A 15,517-nucleotide genomic window follows, 5' to 3' on the forward strand; every position below is an offset into this window, starting at 1 on the left:
CACTCATTAAGGAATCCAACATGACCACCTACACCCGCCACCACCTTGACCGTCGCAGCTTCTTAGGACTGTCCTTGGCCACGGCCGCCGCTGCGGGCCTCGCCGCGTGTTCGAACACCCAGAGCGCCCCCGGCATGCCCGACAGGATCATGCCCACCGACCCGCTCGTCGCCGAGCACGAAGCCGGCAGGGCGTTCACCGGAAAAACCGTCTCCCAGGCCCTGACCGCCGGATCCTTGCAGGCAACTGTCGCCGGGAAGCCCGTCTCCACATGGGGTTACAACGGAGGAATCAGCGCACCCACCATCCGTGCCACCGCAGGTGACCGGCTCCAGGTTGCGCTGGCCAACCAGCTCAAGGACCCGACGAGTATCCACTGGCACGGACTCGCGCTGCGCAACGATCAGGACGGCGTCCCCAACGTTACCCAGGACGCCGTCGCAGCCGGCGCCGGGTTCAGCTACGATTTCCGTCTCCCCCACCCCGGCACCTACTGGTACCACTCCCACGTGGAAATGCAGCGCGAACGGGCACTCTACGGGGCCCTGATCATCGAGGACCCGGCAGAAAAACTCGTCTACGACCGGGACTGGGTCATCGTGCTCGACGACTGGATGGACGGCATCACCGGCACCCCGGATGAAGTCCTGAAGGAACTCTCCGGTGGCATGTCGATGTCCGGAATGTCCATGCCCGGGATGGACAACGGGTCCATGTCCGGGTCCGCGGGATCAGCGTCTCCCTCCCCCTCCGGCGGATCGATGGGGACGGGGATGAAGCATATGCTGATGGGCTCCCGCAGCGACTTCCTCGGCGGGGACGCCGGCGACGTCAGCTACCCGTTCCACCTCTTCAACGCCAAGGCCCCGGACGAAGCGGAGATCCTGACGGCCACGGCGGGGCAGGTCATCCGGCTGCGGATCATCAATGCCGCAGGAGACACCGCCTACCGCGTCGGAATCCCCGGCCAGAAAATCACCCTCACCCACACCGACGGGTTCCCGGTCCTACACCAGGACGTCGACGCTGTCGTGCTCGGCATGGGTGAACGCATCGACGCCCTCCTCACCGTCAAAAAAGGTTTCACCCCCGTGATGGCGCTCCCCGAAGGCAAAGCCGGGCAGGGACTGGGCTTCATCAGCACCGGTACCGGCAAACAGCCCCTTCCCGCCACCCTGCCGGGCAAGTTGGAGGGCACCGTCGTGGACGGCGGGCAGCTCAAAGCTGACCCCGCCGTCACCCTGGCGGCTAAAACCCCGGACCGCACCCACGAACTACACCTCACCGGCGGCATGGCCAAGTACGACTGGGGCATCAACGGGTACCGCTTCAACATGGACAAGCCGTTCGAGAACGCTTTTGAGATCAAAGCCGGCGAACGCGTCGCGGTGAAATTTATCAACGACACCGACATGTGGCACCCCATGCACCTGCACGGCCACACGTTCCAGGTCGGGGACGGCGGGGCACGCAAAGACACCGTCATCGTCCGTGCCAAACAAACCGTCACGGTAATCTTCGATGCCGACAACCCCGGCCAGTGGCTCACCCACTGCCACAACGCCTACCATGCCGAACGCGGCATGATGGGCGTCTTCTCCTACGTCAAATAAGGGACACGACCATGAACGCCCCTGTCGCGACAGAACTGTTCTTCCCCTCCCCGGCCGTCAGTGCCTTCCAGCTCGGGCCGCTGACCATACGCTTCTACGCCCTCGCCATCCTGGCCGGCATCCTCGTCGGCGTCTGGCTCACCGCCCGCCGGCTCCGGTTCCGGGGCGGCACCACGTCCCAGACCCTGGACATCATCGCCTGGGCGGTGCCCTTCGGCATCGTCGGCGGCCGGCTCTACCACGTCATCACCGACAACCAGCTCTACTTCGGCCCGGGCCGTGACCCCTCGGGTGCGTTCCGGATCTGGGAGGGCGGCCTCGGAATCTGGGGCGCCGTCGCCCTCGGACTCGTCGGTGCGCTGATCGGCGCCCGCCGTGCCGGGGTCCCCTTCCCGGCGTTCGTTGACGCTGCCGCCCCCGGGCTGCTCCTGGCCCAGGGACTGGGCCGCTGGGGCAACTGGTTCAACAACGAACTCTACGGCGAACCCACGGACCTGCCCTGGAAACTCCAGATCCACGCCATGAACCCGGCCACCGGCCAAGCCCTGACCGCACCCGACGGCACACCGGAAATCCTCGGCTACTTCCAGCCCACCTTCCTCTACGAATCGCTCTGGTGCCTGGCCGCAGCATCGCTGCTGATGTTCCTGGACCGCCGGTACACACTCGGTGCCGGGTCTGTGTTCGCCCTCTACATCGTGTTCTACACCGGAGGGCGCTTCGTCTTCGAACTGATGCGCTCCGACCCCGCCAACCTGATTCTGGGTCTGCGCGTGAACACCTGGGTCTCCGGCCTGCTCTTCCTCGCCGGCCTGGCGCTCTTCCAGAGGCTCAGGACCCGTCCCCGCTCCGCCGTCCCACACGTCCCCGTCCTCAGGCAGGACTCTGAGGCGCCCGGCAAAGGAATCCCTGCATGAGTAACGCCAGCAAACGACGTTCCGAAAACCAGGCCATCGTCGCCGCCATCCGCGGCCGGCAGCAGGCTAAACAGCGTCGGTTCAATATCCTCGTCTACGGCGGCTTCGGCCTGGTCCTCGCCGCCATCATCACCGCGGTCGCCCTCGCCGTCACCGGGTCAGTGCAGGAGCGGAACGCGGCCGCCGAGGCGGCCAAAAAGCCCATCGACGGGATCCAGGCCTTCGCCAATCTGTCCCGCAACCACGTCCAGGACGCCGTCGACTACCCGCAGCAGCCCGGCGTCGGAGGAGACCACTCCTCCGTCTGGACGAACTGCGGCATCTACACCGATCCGGTCAACGAACAGCGCGCCGTCCATTCCCTGGAACACGGCGCCGTCTGGATTACCTACAACCCCGGGCTGCCGGCATCCGGGATCACTAGACTCACCACTCTGGCCAAAGACAAGCCCTACGTCCTGCTCAGCCCGGACAAAGACCAAAGGGCCCCGGTCACCGCGACCGCCTGGGGCACCCAGGTGGCGGTCCAGGACGCCGGGGACCCGCGCATCCCCGCCTTCATCGGCGCCTACGCCCAATCCCCGAAAGCACCGGAACCCGGCGCCGCCTGCACCGGCGGAACCAACGGCTAAGCACACCATCTCTCAAGCAAAGGAATCTCCATGAAGAAATTCCACAAGCCCAAACCCGCGGCCGACTCCGAGTCCCGCTATCGCCGGCACCGGCGGCTCGTCCGGATCGGTCAGGTCCTCATGGCCACCGGCGCACTGGTCGCCATCAGCCACTGGATCGCCCACCTCGCACCCACAGGGCAGGGACCGGGCATCACTGAGGACATATTCATTGGCTACCCCACCGGCGGCGTGCTGATCCTCATCGGCGCCGTCATCGCCGGACGCACCGAAACCAAGAAGCGCTGAGCATGCCGCCCTGGGACGTTGTCCTGTCATCGTGGACCCTGAACTGGCCGGCCCTGGCACTCCTGGTCCCCGCCGCCGGACTGTATGCCCGCGGCCTCCGCGCAGCCAGGCGCCGCGGGATCCACTGGCCGAGGCGGCGGACACTGACCTTCTACGTCCTGGGCCTGGGCAGCTTCGCTGCGCTCAGTTTCGGGTTCACCGGCGTCTACAGCCACGACCTGCGCTGGGTCTTCACCCTGAAGATCACCTCATACCTGTTCATCGTCCCGCTCCTGGTCACCGCGGGCAAACCACTGACCCTTGCCAGGGAAACGCTGGGACCGGCCGGGGCGCAACGGCTCCGGATATTCCTGGGACACCCGGTGATGCGTTCGCTGAGCAATACCGTCGTGGCCGCGCTGCTGGGCCTGGGAATGTTCACCCTCTTCCTGACCCCCCTGTTCCATCCCCTAAGAACCGACCCGCTCTGGGACCTCGTCCTGACCGTTCTGGTGCCGCTAACAGGGATGCTGATGGTGGTGCCGATCATCGAAGACGAGTCGGCCAAGGCCGTCAGCGCGCTGATCATCGTCGAATTCATCTACGTGTTCATCGAACTCGTCGCTGATGCCGTGCCCGGGATCATGATGCGGATCAGTCCACAAATCCTGGACGGGGCAACCCAGGCCCTCACCGGGCATCCGGGCTGGCTTCCCGGACCGCTGCGGGACCAGCAGCTCGCCGGAGACCTGCTGTGGTTCCTGGCCGAAATCGTCGATGTGCCCCTGATCATCCTGATGTTCGTCAGGTTCGCCCGCAGCGACCGGAACGAGGCGACCTCCTTCGACAGCCTCACCAACGAACAGCTCGAGGCGCTGAACCGCGAACACCTCAGTGGTCCGCACGCACCCCGCGGCGGGCGCGATGCGTAGAGCCCTCTGCGCCCTGATTGTCCGGCGAACCGCGGAAAGCCCGCTCAGATGAACGCGGCGGGATTGACCGTCCGGCCGTTGACCATAACCTCGAAATGGAGGTGGCATCCGGTGGAGTTCCCGGTCGTCCCCACACCGGCGATCAGCGCGCCGGCGGCTACGACCTGCCCGACGGAGACACCGATGCTCGCCAGGTGGTTATACGTGGATTTCAAGCCGTTGCCGTGGTCCACAACGATCCTGTTTCCGCCGCCGTACTGGCTCCAACCCGCCTCGAGCACCGTTCCAGCACCGGCGGCGAAGACCGCGGTGGAACACGCCCCGGTTAAGTCGATCCCGGTATGCCACTCACCGGATGCCCCGGTCAGCGGGTTCACCCTGAGACCAAAGGGGGAACTGACATTCACGGAGGACAACGGCGCCCGCAACCCCATGCCCGGAACGGACGCCGGAGCCGGGCCAGCCCCCGGCCTGGTCGTTGTCGGAGCCCCGGCCGACTGGGCGATTGGTGCAGGTGAAGCCTTCGGTGCAGGTGAGGAGCGGACGGCGGGCCGTTCAAAGGCGAGGCCGGCGCCTGCGGCCGCCGTGACCGCTGGCTGTTCAGCTGCCGTTGCCGAGGCGGCCGGGCGTTCCTGGGCGGCGTTCAGGCGGTCCGGATCGGCCTGCGCTGCGGAGAGCACCGTCATGGCAATCAGCCCCGTGACTGTCGCGGCGGCGCCAAATCGCTGCCCACGGCTTCCCCAGACGGCGGGCGGAAGGACGGCTGCCCTGTGGCGGCGCTTGGCAGGTGAGGACGCGGCAAAAGCGCGGCGGCGACCGTGTATACGGTGGGAAGGCAAAACGCGAGTCCTCTCGGCGCCGGCGAAGTTAGCTGTCGGGTTCGGACGAGTGGGCTGTCCGGCCCGCTTCGCCAGCCGCCGCCGCACAGGCGTGTACTCACAGAGCCGGCTCAACCCCAAGGCGCGCTATGGCGCCGTTTGTGGGTCCTCCGCCCCCGCCAGAAGACTGAAAGTTCATGGACCGCCGGCGGGGCTTGGCGAAGCGGCCTCACGCATACCCGTGAGGGGTATGTATTGCGTCAACCCTATCCAACCTGGCCTCGAAGTTACAATTCCGTTATCAAAGGATAGCCATGCATAAACCCAGCCGCCGGACACCGCCGGCCCCCGCTCCCCGGGCTCTGGAGACATTGCCGGGTTTCTCCCGGCGCCGCCTGCTTTCGTCAGCTCTTCTGGGCGCACTGGCCGCCCCGGTTCTCGTAGGATGCGCCTACGGCGACCCCCTCGCCCAGCAGGCCAAAGCCGGTGACAACAAGAACTACATCGCCGGGGACGGCTCCGTCACCGAATATGCCGCGGCCGAGCGGAAGCCACCGGTGGTAGTAACGGGCGAACAGTACGACGGGACGGTCGTTAACTCCGGTGACTGGGCCGGAAAAGTGATTGTCCTGAACTTCTGGTATGCCGCATGCGCCCCGTGCCGGCTCGAAGCTCCCCGGCTGGAAGCACTCTGGAACGAGTTCCAACCACAGAATGTCCTCTTCTACGGCGTGAACGTCCGCGACGAGGAAGCCGCCGCTGTTGCCTTCGAGCGGACCTTCGGAATCACCTACCCCAGCATGCAGGACAAAAACGGGGGCATTCTGCTGGCCATGACCCAGTACGTGCCGCCGCAGGCGGTCCCGACCACCCTCGTACTCGACAGACAGGGACGGGTCGCCGCCAGGATCCTCGGCCTGGCCGATCAAAGCATCCTCAAATCCCTCATCGCAGCCGCCGTGGCCGGCGGCTAGCCCGGAATCGTTTGCTCCAGGAATGCGGGGGAAGGAAGCGCGTGGGAGATCGGAAGGTCCTGGTGAAGATGTCCGAGTTAGCGGGTCGTTGGCCTCCAAGGGCCGCAGAGTTATTGTGGAGGCGGCGGCCGGCTCCAGCCCGCCGCTCACGTCACCACCAGCGACAGGAGAAGCACAACGAGCCATCACATCAGTGCGATGCTTGACGCCCACCCGACGGAGCCGGGCTCCATCGAGAGGAACAAACTCGCCGAATGCATCACTGCATGCTTTCAATGTGCCCAGGCCTGTACGGCCTGCGCTGACGCCTGCATGGGCGAGCACATGGTTTCGGATCTGATCACTTGCATCCGCACGGATCTGGACTGCGCTGACATCTGTGGCGCGACCGGCAGCGTCCTGTCCCGCCAGACAGGAACCAACGAGGGCGTCCTCCGAGCGGTTCTTGAGGCCTGCCGTGCTGCCTGCGGCGCCTGCGGCGAAGAATGCGAGCGGCACGCGGACATGCACGAGCACTGCAGGATCTGCGCCGAGGCGTGCCGTCGGTGCGAAGCCGCCTGCACAGAACTCCTGGCAGCCCTGGCCTGAGCATCACCGATACGCGCCGAAGTCCGAAAGCATGGCAACCCGCGGGTCTGAACTTTGCGCCCACGACAGATCCGGTCGGAACTTCACCTTCAGCCCGGACAAGGCCAGCGATGCCCGGACAGGGCCGGAGATGAACGAGACTAGCCAGTTCCGGTGTCCCGGTGGTGTTTCCTTGGCCAAATTCAGCTGCCCAAACGTTGGTCTGGAGTAACGCCTGCGCTGGCGGCGTTCACCGGGTGAAGCCCTTAGTCTGCGGTGTCGCCGGCATCTCCGGCGTCACTGAGCTGCCCGCGGTAGCGAACACGCCGGATCCGCCGTGTCATGGACACCATCAGCAGAATGACGGCGATGACCATGAAGGCCGTCATCACGAAGCCAAGAAGCCCGGGCGTAATCTGGTCAGCAGTCAAGCCAGCACGAAGGCCCCCATCGCCCGGGGACGGCGACGGCGACACAGTCAGGACCGTGAGTCCGCGGGCCAGGAACACGGCCATCAATCTCGACCCCACAGCAGATTGTCTCCCGATGCCGGGTCATGCCAAAAAGCAGGAGCGGGTTGGCGGCGTGTGCGGGTACTTCCAGAGCCGGTGCTCATGACGGAGTGTCCTTGTCGGTTGTGGAGACGTGAATCAGGATCCTGGCTTGTCCCGCTTTCGCCCTCCGGAGAGCCGGCGGGTTTGGGCTCCGGGCATACGGAAACAATACCGGTCAGCCGGCGTGAGCGAGGACGACACAGACGGCGCTACTTCGTTACTGCTCGTAGATGCGCGCCCGCGGGTTCAAAGCCGATATGTTGCGTGTCGGCTTACCGCCCGTCCCCTGTAGCACTGCCGGCCCGGGAACGATGGAAGACTCCCCCAGCAACCCCGCGGCGTGTCACCAGGCACCATTTGCCGGCCTTACGCAAAAGTCCCGTATTCTCGGTCGGGTCCCCTGCTGCGAAGGTCATCAAGCATGCGTTCCATCTCCGGAGTTACACCGGGTCCGTCTTCCCTTCCGTCGCCCGGCCCCCGCCGTGTCAGGTTCGCCGTCCGCGTCTTGGTGGCCGGCCTCCTGTTCAGTGCTTTGGGTGGCACGGGGGCGCAGGCTGAAAATCTGCAGGACACGCAGTCGCAGCTGGAGGATCAGGCGGCACAAGTCCAGGAATCGTTGGAGTTCGTGGACTCGTCGCTCGTTGCCACCGCTTCGCAGCTTGCCACCTACCAAGCCCGGATGCCGGCGGCAGAGCAGACGGTCGCCGAAGCGCAGTCCCGGGTGGCAGCCGCGGCCCGTGAAGTCGATGCATATACCCTGCGCATATCCGCCGCCGAACAGACACTGGCCGACATAGACCGCGAACTGGGACAAAGCCGGAAGGCGATGGCGGAGAGCCAGAAGATGGTAGGACAGATAGCTACCGATGCCTACAAACGCGGAGGCGTACCCCAAGACCTCAGCCTCTTCTTCGGCACCGGAGACCTGGCAGAAGCCGCGGACAGTATCAGCCACACCGAACAGGCCCTGAAGGCCCAGAATGCTGCCGTCTCCGAAATCCGGGACAAGAGATCGGTGGATGAGAACTCCCAGAACAGGCTCTCAGCAGTGCGCCAGGAAATTGCGAACCTGAAGCAGCAAGCCGAGACGGCCCTGAAAGCTGAGCAGGCCGCCCGGGCCAAAGCCACCGCCGCCAAAGAAGACCTCGATCAGCTGATTACATCGACCACGGCAACGGCACAAGATCTAGCCGCCAAGAAACCTCAGATCATGGCCGAACTGGCGTCCGTCAAAGCCCAGCAGCAGGCCATCGCGGCTCAAATTGCTGAAAACCAACGCCGCGAACGCGAAGCCTGGCTGGCCGAGCAGGCGGCGAAGGCCCAGGCCGCTGCCCGGACCCCGCAGGGGCAGAACCCCGCCCCGCGGCAGGCTCCTGCGCCAGGGAATCCTTCTTCGTTCGGGATCAGCCGCCCTTTTGGCGCGGGAGTTCCGATCACGTCCGGCTTTGGCTGGCGCGCTACTCCTCCGGGGACGATCGACTTCCTGGGCACGGGCAGTTATCTCCACTCCGGTATTGATTTCGGTGTGGGTTGCGGCACCCCGGTCTATGCTGCGGCCTCCGGAACCGTCACGACTGCCGGCTGGACCAACGGCGGCGGCGGCTTCACCGTCATGGTTTCCCACGGCGTGGTCCAAGGCAACGCACTCACCACGATCCTGTACCACAACAGCAGCGTCACTGTATCGGCCGGGCAGAGGGTGGACAAGGGCCAACTCATTGCCTACTCGGGCAGCAGCGGAAATTCCACGGGATGCCACGCTCACTTCGAAACGTGGCTCAATGGATCGCCTGTGGACCCCCTGGGCCTTCTCTGACCCGTCCCGTGCCCAAAAGCAGCGTTGGCCGGAGACAGCCGGTGACTCACCTGCGTGGAGGCCCGGCCGGGCGCTGAAGCGGTTTGCAGGAGCGGCTTGTAAACTGAGGAACATGCCGCTGCCGAAAACCCCGCTCTTCGACCGAGCGGCGACGTCCGGCGGAATCCCGAAGTTCATGGCAGTCAGCATCACAGCCGGCGTCCTCGCCGGGCTGTTCATCGTGGAGGCGGCGATGTGCCGCGTCGAACGGCGGGGGAATGTGGGTGCGGGCCTGACCTGCTGCCGGCAGACCCGGACGCGTCATAGGCTATATCTGTGAAAACCGGAGACATCTGGGTCACGGATCCGGCGACCCTGCGCGACGTGGTCCTGGACCGGGGAGCGGTGCACGCGCTGCTCGGAGATTGCACCCCTCTGGAACAGGTGTGGATCCTTTCCCTGCTGGGGCGGGACGAGGAAGCAGTTGCCGCCGGCCTGGCCCTGCTGGCCGCCTCCCCGGACCGGCTCCGGCCGCTGCTCGTACTCGCCAAGACTTATCAGCGCCAGTACCGCTGGCACGATGCGGCGAGACTGCAGGAAGAGGCCCTGCGGCTGACCCGCACGCCTGCTGCAGAAGCCCTCGTCCGCCACCACATCGGCAGACGGCTCTTCGATGAAGCCCGGTACCGTGATGCCGCGGCCGAATTTGAGTGGGCCCAGGATCTCTACCGGGCCGCCGGCCGGGAGCGCCTCGCACGCGACTCCGCGCGGGCCATGGACCGCGCACGCGAAGTTTATGCGCAAGCCGCATTTCCGGACGGCCAGCAAGTGTGAGGATCCGCGGGGGGAGCTGCACCCGGTAAGGCTACCCACGCCGGTAAAGCCCACCCCTGCACGGCCTTTTGCTAAGTTCCAGTCCTCTGATTCACCGGTGGATCCGGGCCCGACAATCCACGCTGTCACGTCGCAACTTCCACTGTCGATTCTTTGCGCGGAACTGAGTTACGCAACGTTCTGAGTATGTAAATCTGATCGGGACCCACTAGGACCGGCTTCAACTGTCGTATTTGCATCTTATGGGCCCGGTCCACGGTGCCCTGTTCGTCGCCTACGTTCTTCTGACCCTCTTCCTGTGGCGCAAAAATGGGTGGACCGGCCGGCTGCTGGCCATTGTTCTTGTGGATTCGGTGCTGCCGACGGGCGGTTTTTGGGTTGCCAGACGAGCGGATCTGGACGCACGGAGGGTCCCCGTACCGATCCCGTGACTCAGCCAACCCCTGGGTCGTTCGGCAGGCCTCAGCGGGGAAACGTGCACGCTCAGGTCTCTGGCAGGCCGCCCAGGGCGATGCAGATCGGCGGTTGAAATGGCTTGTTCTCTCGCCGGTTTTCGTTAAGGTCGTCTGTAGTGCAGGTATCGAGCGTGCAAATCAGGGATCGGCCGAGTGCCGGTTGCCGGCCGGGCCGAAAATCGTTTCGCAGGCATCCGTAGGCCATCCCGGGAGCGGGATGGCCTACGGGTTCCCCAGACGAAGACGTGTGGGCGGGCGTGCTAACTAAATCCTTCGGCACTTCACCACTGGCTGGAGGCTGGAGGATTCCGCGGGGTGAAGGTCAACGCCGGGACGCACACTCGTGTGACGCCTACAGTAGTCAGCGGGACGTGCGCGCCGGACGCCCGTACCCCGTGATCGACCTGATTCACAACTCCACAAAGGAAATTGAAAATGTCAACACTCACTGAATTCACGAAGACCAACCTGGATAAGCAAGGATTCGGAAATCTGGATGAGGCCGCCAAGTCTTGCTACGCGGGACCCTTACGATTCACACCGGCAGCGGGGACAGCCTTGATCATGGTCGGGTTGGCGTTGCAGTCGCCCGCTTTTCTTGGAGTGGGGGCAATCGTTCCGCTCACGGGGGCGATATTTCCCCGCGGCATGATTCTGGACCTGGTCTACAACCTCGGTGTTCGCCACCTGTTTCATGCGCCGGCTCTTCCGCCCACTCCGAGACCGCGACAGTTTTCGTACCTACTGTCCACCGTGCTCATTGCAGGTTCAGCCTTGTCCTTCTTCAACGGATTGTCAGTGTTGGGATTTGTGCTCGGAGGAATGGTCGCCCTCGGAGGCACAATCCTCACCACCACCCATTGGTGTCTCGGATCGTGGTTCTACAGACTATTCTTCAGTCACGCGGCCGTTTGAGCTGCTGACCGGGCAGGTTCCGGGACGGGATGCCTGAAGCGCTCACGGTGATGAACAGGTCGGTAGAAACGCCGAGGGTCACGTGCCTTCGCTGCCCGCCGCAGTGGATTCGATGCTGTTCAGCGCTGCTCGCAGCCGGGAATCGGCGTCTGTGGCAACCTCGCGAATTGCCGGGCTGTCACTGAGTTGGACCATAGTCATCGGGTCGATGGCTTGAACGATTGGCTCGCTCGCATTGGGGCCGCGGCGAACGACGACGTTACAGGGGAGGAGTACGCCCATGTCCGGTTCTGCGACCAGAGCCCGTTGAGCGAGAAGGGGATTGCACGCGCCGAGGATGACGTAATCGCCAAGGGCCTGGTCGCTGTCGACACCCAACTTGGCCTCAAAGGTAGACCGGACGTTGATTTCGGAGAGAACTCCGAAACCTTGTTCCGCGAGGAGTTCCCGGATCCGGCTCACCGCTTGTTCGTACGGCAGCGAAACGGTGACCGTGTGGGCGTAACTCATGGATTCTCCAATGTTCGCACCATGGCGAAAAGTTTGGACCGGCCGGTCGTCCCGATCATACGACCGAGACCGTCCAGCAGGAAGCTGCTGAGCCGACCAATGGATTTCATTTGGCTTTCTCGCCGAGTACCGTCAACCGTTCGCGGTATTCCTCGGCGTTCAGTTCACCCTTGGCGAATCGTTCGTCCAGAACCTGACGCGCGGCGCTCGGTCCTCGTGGACGCGAATCGGCTGACGAATCATCGCGCCGACCGCGGTTCGCTCCGCCGGCCAAGGCGCGGACTGCCCAGATGACCAGTAAGACAATGCCGACGAGTGCCGGTCGTCTGCGCGGTAAGCAGCCCAAACTGTCCAAAGCGCAGGAGAAGCATCTGATCGAGGTCCACCAGCGAGGCGAACACACCACCGCGCAGATCGCTGAACTCTTCAGCGTCGGGAGGTCCACGGTCTACCGCGCAATCCAGCGCGCCGGCGACACCGACGTTTAGATTCGAAAAACTTCACCGTCCAAAGCCGGAATCCGCACCGGTGCGCCCTAAACGTGAATTTCCGTACCGATCCTCCTCAGACCCCGGCTTCGCCCGCGTCGGGCTACTCCTCGCTGCTGTTCTATCTGGGGACGGCGGCCTTTGTGCTGATGCCGGCGGGCGCCATCGCAGCCTCCGCGGCCCGGTCCCCGCCGCGGGACCGGGCCAGCGGTTCGACGGCCAACCAGGCCCCTCTCCCGGGATGAACCGGGAACGATCCATTTTCCAGACCGCCGACGGTAGTCCTTAGACACCGGAGTTTCTGGCCCGGCGCTGCGCCAGGTAAGAGATGCCCCCGGCCAGTGCCAGCAGGGCGGCCGCGATCCCCACGGTCAGCGGCGCGTTCTGATCATTGGGTGCTCTGACCTGATCCGGCGCGGCACCCGCCGGTGCCGTTCCCGCAGGGGAGCTGGCAGCAGTTGCGGAACCGGATGCCATGCCGGAGCCGCCCATGTTCATGCCGGGCATGCTGCCGCCGGAGCCGGCCGAGCAGCCAGCCAGGGCGATGGCTGCGGCGATCGCAGCGGATGAGACGGTCATGTGCTTCTTGTTCATGAAAAATTTGTCCTTCAAGACATCCGCAGACGCTGGGCGGCAGGGTAACAACGCACGTTAGCTGATTATAGAGGTTCTAAAATTGCGACCGGTGTACGGGGGCGGTTGGCAGCAGACGGTCCACAAAGACGCCGGAGCGATCTCCGCAAACAGCCAAGCAGCGGGCCCGATGGGTGGTGGAAAGTTTGACTAGGCTCGTGTCTTTCGAGACTTAGTCCGCGGAAGTTGCGGTTCATAGCGTGTGCCCGCGCCAATCCATGCACCTGGCAAGATAGCCACCGGACAGTTCACCGGGGTGCGCTGTCAAGCCGCTGTTGCCGTCATCGGGAAGTCGTGGCCGCCGGACAGGCCAGCCGAAAGCAACAGTGAGTGTGGTTGCGAGGAACACGACAGGGATACTGTGTCAGCGGCTGCTCGCCTCAGGCCGCCGGCTGACGGCATTTGGGTTGCCCGGCGAGGCATCGAAGCCGGCCCCGGGTGGAGGAACAGTTACAAACTGTAGATCAACTACCCTAGACGGGAGTACCGCGACGGCCGCCGACCTTAAGCTGCAGCCGGGAGAGGCGTTCAGCTCAAGTCTCGGGCAAGCTGCTCGATGGGATGCAGGCCGCGCCCGAAACGGGCTATCGCTTCCCGGTGCCGGTCGAGTTGGCCGTAGGGCAGGTATCGGACATGCAAATCAGCGATCCGGCTGAATGCCGGTCGCCGGAGCTGGGCACGAACGTCCTCCTCGCGGGCATCCGGAGCCACGAGATACAGTGCGAGAACTGCCCCTCTTTCGCCGGAGAGCGCCAGATCAAGCGTCCGAACGATTCCTGAGTAAATCGATGTGCTGTGCTCAACTTCGAAAGCGGCAGTGACGTTTCCGCCAGATTCCAGCCACAGTCCGTCAATGAGCCTGATTGCGCCGGCAGCAGTGCCGCTCCTGAGTCCGGGCGGAAGCTCGGTCAGGCAGCCGTCGGCCAAGCAGCCGCCCCCGTAGGGTCTGCTGCGATCGTTACTGGCGATCCACACATCGAACCCGAGTGAGAGGCCGAGGTCGCGGAGCCATCCCTGTACCTCGGTGTGCGTGACGTCATCTCGCTCGGCGACCATTTGCGCTTTGTCCAGCTTCGCTTCCTCCCTCACCCGGGCAAGGTCGGCGTGTCACGCTGCTCGAGCTGCCATTGTGTCAATGCCTGGCAGCGGTGGAGCAGGGAAGCGGCCGGTCCCGATGTCGAAGAGCAAGCCGGCGATCGCGCCGAGGTCGTTCGACAGCAAATCCCGAAACATCTCGTTGATCGACATCACACCTCGGCGCATGCTGAGGTATTCGTCCCAGCTCCCGGCCTTCACCTTGTTGCCGGTCAACCCGTTGTACCCCTTGACGATTGCGGTGTTGAACGGCGGCATGAGTGTGGGGTGCAGGAAGTACAGCAGGTTCGCCGCGGCTGGCCCCAGACCCTTGATCTTCCGTTCGGCGAACGACCGCACTGCCGTCAGCAACTGCGCCTCCGTAGTGCAACACCGGCACGTCTCCAGCATTCTGCCGAACGCCAACTGGTTGCCGCGGTCCTCATAGATATCCGGGATCCTCAGCTTTGGTTTCCAAAGAAATGCGTGATCTGCACCCTTGAAGATCTGGCGCTGCTCGGCAACCCCATGCACCACGGTCTCCAGCGAAGAACCCCGGGAAGCAGTACCGAAGGTGTTGGCTTCGATCTCCGCGCTCACCTGCTCAATCCCGCGGCGAAGGGAGCGGAAGTTCTTGATGCGCTCAGGCCAGAGGAACCACGTCCTGTACGTACCGGCAGTATCATCCCGCCAACGTAAAATCAGCTCCCGAAGGGCGGACTCATCAAAGGGAGAACGAGAACGTGCTGAGGCGAGATCGCGGGTCACATATGAAGTATGAGTGAACGAGCCCGCTTTCCTTAGCATGACGCGTACGTCGCCCTCGACCGTTTCAGGCAGCGCACACGGCCAATTTGAAGTCGTTCCGGCAGACGATTGTTCTCCCTGATTTATCTACCGGGGCCGTTGCAGGACATCAGATGCCCTCCGGGTGCCGCTGCACGCGCCGTCGAGGCGGTGTCGGCGGCCGCCAATGTCTCGTCGTCCACAAGGGGCCAGCCCGGCATGGTCCAGCTATCCGGGGGTGCTGGTGCCAGCAACCCCTTACTTCGTCGTCCCTGCCGTCGCTGGGATGGGTTGTCGGCTTGTCCGGTATGGCAACACCGCGGCCGGCGAGCACGGACTCAGCTGTCCGGTGGGCACCCAGGGGGTCCGAATTTCTTTTGAGCCGGCGGCAATGACCGGGCCGCAGTGGTCGGCATGTTCATCGCGGTCGATGAGATGCTCCCGTGGAAGCGGATGGACAACCGCGCGGTCGCCATCGCCATTGCGCTGGCCGTGAAATTGCGTGGGCGTCCGTCCTCGCACTCTGATGATGGGGCTGCAAAGCTCCTATCAAGCACCTGGTCCAGCTTCCGAATCGCGCGATCTGCTCAGCTCCCGACTGCGGCCGGGCCGAGGCCGTTGTCCTCTTCGCCATTCCTAGACCCCTCGTTCCGGTGTTTCAGTCCAGCCTTCGTGCGCTTTCCGCGGAACGTACGAGCTTCCCGCACGGGGCTAACTGACGGTGAGTTGGGTGTACATCCCGGCGGCGTAGTG

20 protein-coding genes and 1 riboswitch are annotated in these 15,517 nt (G+C 64.3%); of the genes, 14 read left to right on the forward strand and 6 right to left on the reverse strand.

All coding sequences use genetic code 11. The features are described from left to right. The first annotated feature begins 20 nt into the window (after positions 1–20). Genes QCD75_RS08130 through QCD75_RS08150 form a run of 5 tightly spaced genes read left to right on the forward strand, consistent with a single transcriptional unit; the run spans position 21 to position 4,361 of the window. Positions 21–1,613 carry a multicopper oxidase family protein gene (locus QCD75_RS08130; protein ID WP_301227433.1) on the forward strand — a complete coding sequence of 531 codons (1,593 nt, stop codon included), beginning with the start codon at positions 21–23 and terminating at the stop codon, positions 1,611–1,613. 11 nt (positions 1,614–1,624) lie between these two features. After that, the gene (lgt, locus tag QCD75_RS08135; RefSeq protein WP_301227435.1) at positions 1,625–2,530 is read left to right on the forward strand and encodes a prolipoprotein diacylglyceryl transferase; all 906 of its coding nucleotides are present in this window, start codon (positions 1,625–1,627) and stop codon (positions 2,528–2,530) included. Beyond that, the gene (locus QCD75_RS08140; RefSeq protein WP_301227437.1) at positions 2,527–3,162 is read left to right on the forward strand and encodes a DUF3105 domain-containing protein; all 636 of its coding nucleotides are present in this window, start codon (positions 2,527–2,529) and stop codon (positions 3,160–3,162) included. The genes lgt and QCD75_RS08140 overlap by 4 nt, the downstream gene beginning before the upstream one ends. Before the next feature lie 30 nt (positions 3,163–3,192). After that, positions 3,193–3,450, forward strand: a complete 258-nt coding sequence (locus QCD75_RS08145) for a hypothetical protein (protein WP_301227439.1) — start codon at positions 3,193–3,195, stop codon at positions 3,448–3,450. A gap of 2 nt (positions 3,451–3,452) precedes the next feature. Next, the gene (locus QCD75_RS08150; protein WP_301227441.1) at positions 3,453–4,361 is read left to right on the forward strand and encodes a cytochrome c oxidase assembly protein; all 909 of its coding nucleotides are present in this window, start codon (positions 3,453–3,455) and stop codon (positions 4,359–4,361) included. Between the two features lie 44 nt (positions 4,362–4,405). Here the strand turns inward: QCD75_RS08150 and QCD75_RS08155 are convergent, their stop codons facing one another. Continuing rightward, entirely contained in the window at positions 4,406–5,047 is a 642-nt protein-coding gene (locus tag QCD75_RS08155) for a M23 family metallopeptidase (protein WP_301227443.1), read from the reverse strand. A 158-nt stretch (positions 5,048–5,205) separates the two neighbouring features. Then, positions 5,206–5,379, reverse strand: a riboswitch (cyclic di-AMP (ydaO/yuaA leader). Positions 5,380–5,493: 114 nt separating this feature from the next. Between QCD75_RS08155 and QCD75_RS08160 the strand changes: the two genes are divergently transcribed. Together QCD75_RS08160 and QCD75_RS08165 are read left to right on the forward strand one after the other, a co-directional pair. Next, positions 5,494–6,153: a TlpA family protein disulfide reductase gene (locus QCD75_RS08160; RefSeq protein ID WP_253033844.1), complete on the forward strand. Its 660-nt coding sequence runs from the start codon at positions 5,494–5,496 to the stop codon at positions 6,151–6,153. Between the two features lie 198 nt (positions 6,154–6,351). Further along, positions 6,352–6,741: a four-helix bundle copper-binding protein gene (locus tag QCD75_RS08165; protein WP_253033845.1), complete on the forward strand. Its 390-nt coding sequence runs from the start codon at positions 6,352–6,354 to the stop codon at positions 6,739–6,741. A gap of 245 nt (positions 6,742–6,986) precedes the next feature. Here QCD75_RS08165 and QCD75_RS08170 read toward each other — a convergent pair whose 3' ends face one another. Then, entirely contained in the window at positions 6,987–7,151 is a 165-nt protein-coding gene (locus tag QCD75_RS08170) for a hypothetical protein (RefSeq protein ID WP_342451796.1), read from the reverse strand. A 544-nt stretch (positions 7,152–7,695) separates the two neighbouring features. Between QCD75_RS08170 and QCD75_RS08175 the strand changes: the two genes are divergently transcribed. The 5 genes from QCD75_RS08175 (at position 7,696) to QCD75_RS08190 (ending at position 11,273) form a co-directional block, all read left to right on the forward strand. Next, positions 7,696–9,090, forward strand: coding sequence for a murein hydrolase activator EnvC family protein (locus tag QCD75_RS08175; RefSeq protein ID WP_253033846.1), 1,395 nt, complete (start codon positions 7,696–7,698; stop codon positions 9,088–9,090). Positions 9,091–9,202: 112 nt separating this feature from the next. Further along, positions 9,203–9,409, forward strand: a complete 207-nt coding sequence (locus QCD75_RS08180) for a hypothetical protein (protein WP_253033847.1) — start codon at positions 9,203–9,205, stop codon at positions 9,407–9,409. Continuing rightward, on the forward strand, positions 9,406–9,903 hold the full coding sequence (locus tag QCD75_RS08185; RefSeq protein ID WP_253033848.1) for a hypothetical protein: 498 nt from the start codon (positions 9,406–9,408) through the stop codon (positions 9,901–9,903). Before QCD75_RS08180 ends, QCD75_RS08185 begins: the two co-directional genes overlap by 4 nt. Before the next feature lie 242 nt (positions 9,904–10,145). Next, a complete protein-coding gene (locus QCD75_RS22185; RefSeq protein ID WP_367400640.1) occupies positions 10,146–10,334 on the forward strand; it encodes a DUF3817 domain-containing protein in 189 nt (62 codons plus the stop codon). A gap of 459 nt (positions 10,335–10,793) precedes the next feature. Continuing rightward, positions 10,794–11,273: a DUF4395 family protein gene (locus QCD75_RS08190; RefSeq protein WP_301227447.1), complete on the forward strand. Its 480-nt coding sequence runs from the start codon at positions 10,794–10,796 to the stop codon at positions 11,271–11,273. A 78-nt stretch (positions 11,274–11,351) separates the two neighbouring features. Here the strand turns inward: QCD75_RS08190 and QCD75_RS08195 are convergent, their stop codons facing one another. Next, positions 11,352–11,783, reverse strand: coding sequence for a DUF302 domain-containing protein (locus tag QCD75_RS08195; RefSeq protein ID WP_253033850.1), 432 nt, complete (start codon positions 11,781–11,783; stop codon positions 11,352–11,354). A 290-nt stretch (positions 11,784–12,073) separates the two neighbouring features. Between QCD75_RS08195 and QCD75_RS08205 the strand changes: the two genes are divergently transcribed. Beyond that, positions 12,074–12,271, forward strand: coding sequence for a helix-turn-helix domain-containing protein (locus QCD75_RS08205; protein ID WP_441005450.1), 198 nt, complete (start codon positions 12,074–12,076; stop codon positions 12,269–12,271). Positions 12,272–12,324: 53 nt separating this feature from the next. Next, complete coding sequence (locus tag QCD75_RS08210; RefSeq protein WP_253033852.1) at positions 12,325–12,516, forward strand: hypothetical protein; 192 nt, start codon at positions 12,325–12,327, stop codon at positions 12,514–12,516. A gap of 40 nt (positions 12,517–12,556) precedes the next feature. Here the strand turns inward: QCD75_RS08210 and QCD75_RS08215 are convergent, their stop codons facing one another. The 3 genes from QCD75_RS08215 to QCD75_RS08225 all read right to left on the reverse strand — a co-directional run bounded on the left by QCD75_RS08215 (position 12,557) and on the right by QCD75_RS08225 (position 14,746). After that, on the reverse strand, positions 12,557–12,865 hold the full coding sequence (locus tag QCD75_RS08215) for a hypothetical protein (RefSeq protein ID WP_253033853.1): 309 nt from the start codon (positions 12,863–12,865) through the stop codon (positions 12,557–12,559). A 567-nt stretch (positions 12,866–13,432) separates the two neighbouring features. Then, positions 13,433–13,993: a hypothetical protein gene (locus QCD75_RS08220; protein ID WP_301227451.1), complete on the reverse strand. Its 561-nt coding sequence runs from the start codon at positions 13,991–13,993 to the stop codon at positions 13,433–13,435. Positions 13,994–14,011: 18 nt separating this feature from the next. Next, on the reverse strand, positions 14,012–14,746 hold the full coding sequence (locus tag QCD75_RS08225) for a hypothetical protein (protein ID WP_263661174.1): 735 nt from the start codon (positions 14,744–14,746) through the stop codon (positions 14,012–14,014). Between the last annotated feature and the right edge of the window lie 771 nt (positions 14,747–15,517).

It is taken from the genome of Arthrobacter sp. PsM3 (assembly GCF_030433895.1).
Lineage (GTDB): Bacteria > Actinomycetota > Actinomycetes > Actinomycetales > Micrococcaceae > Arthrobacter.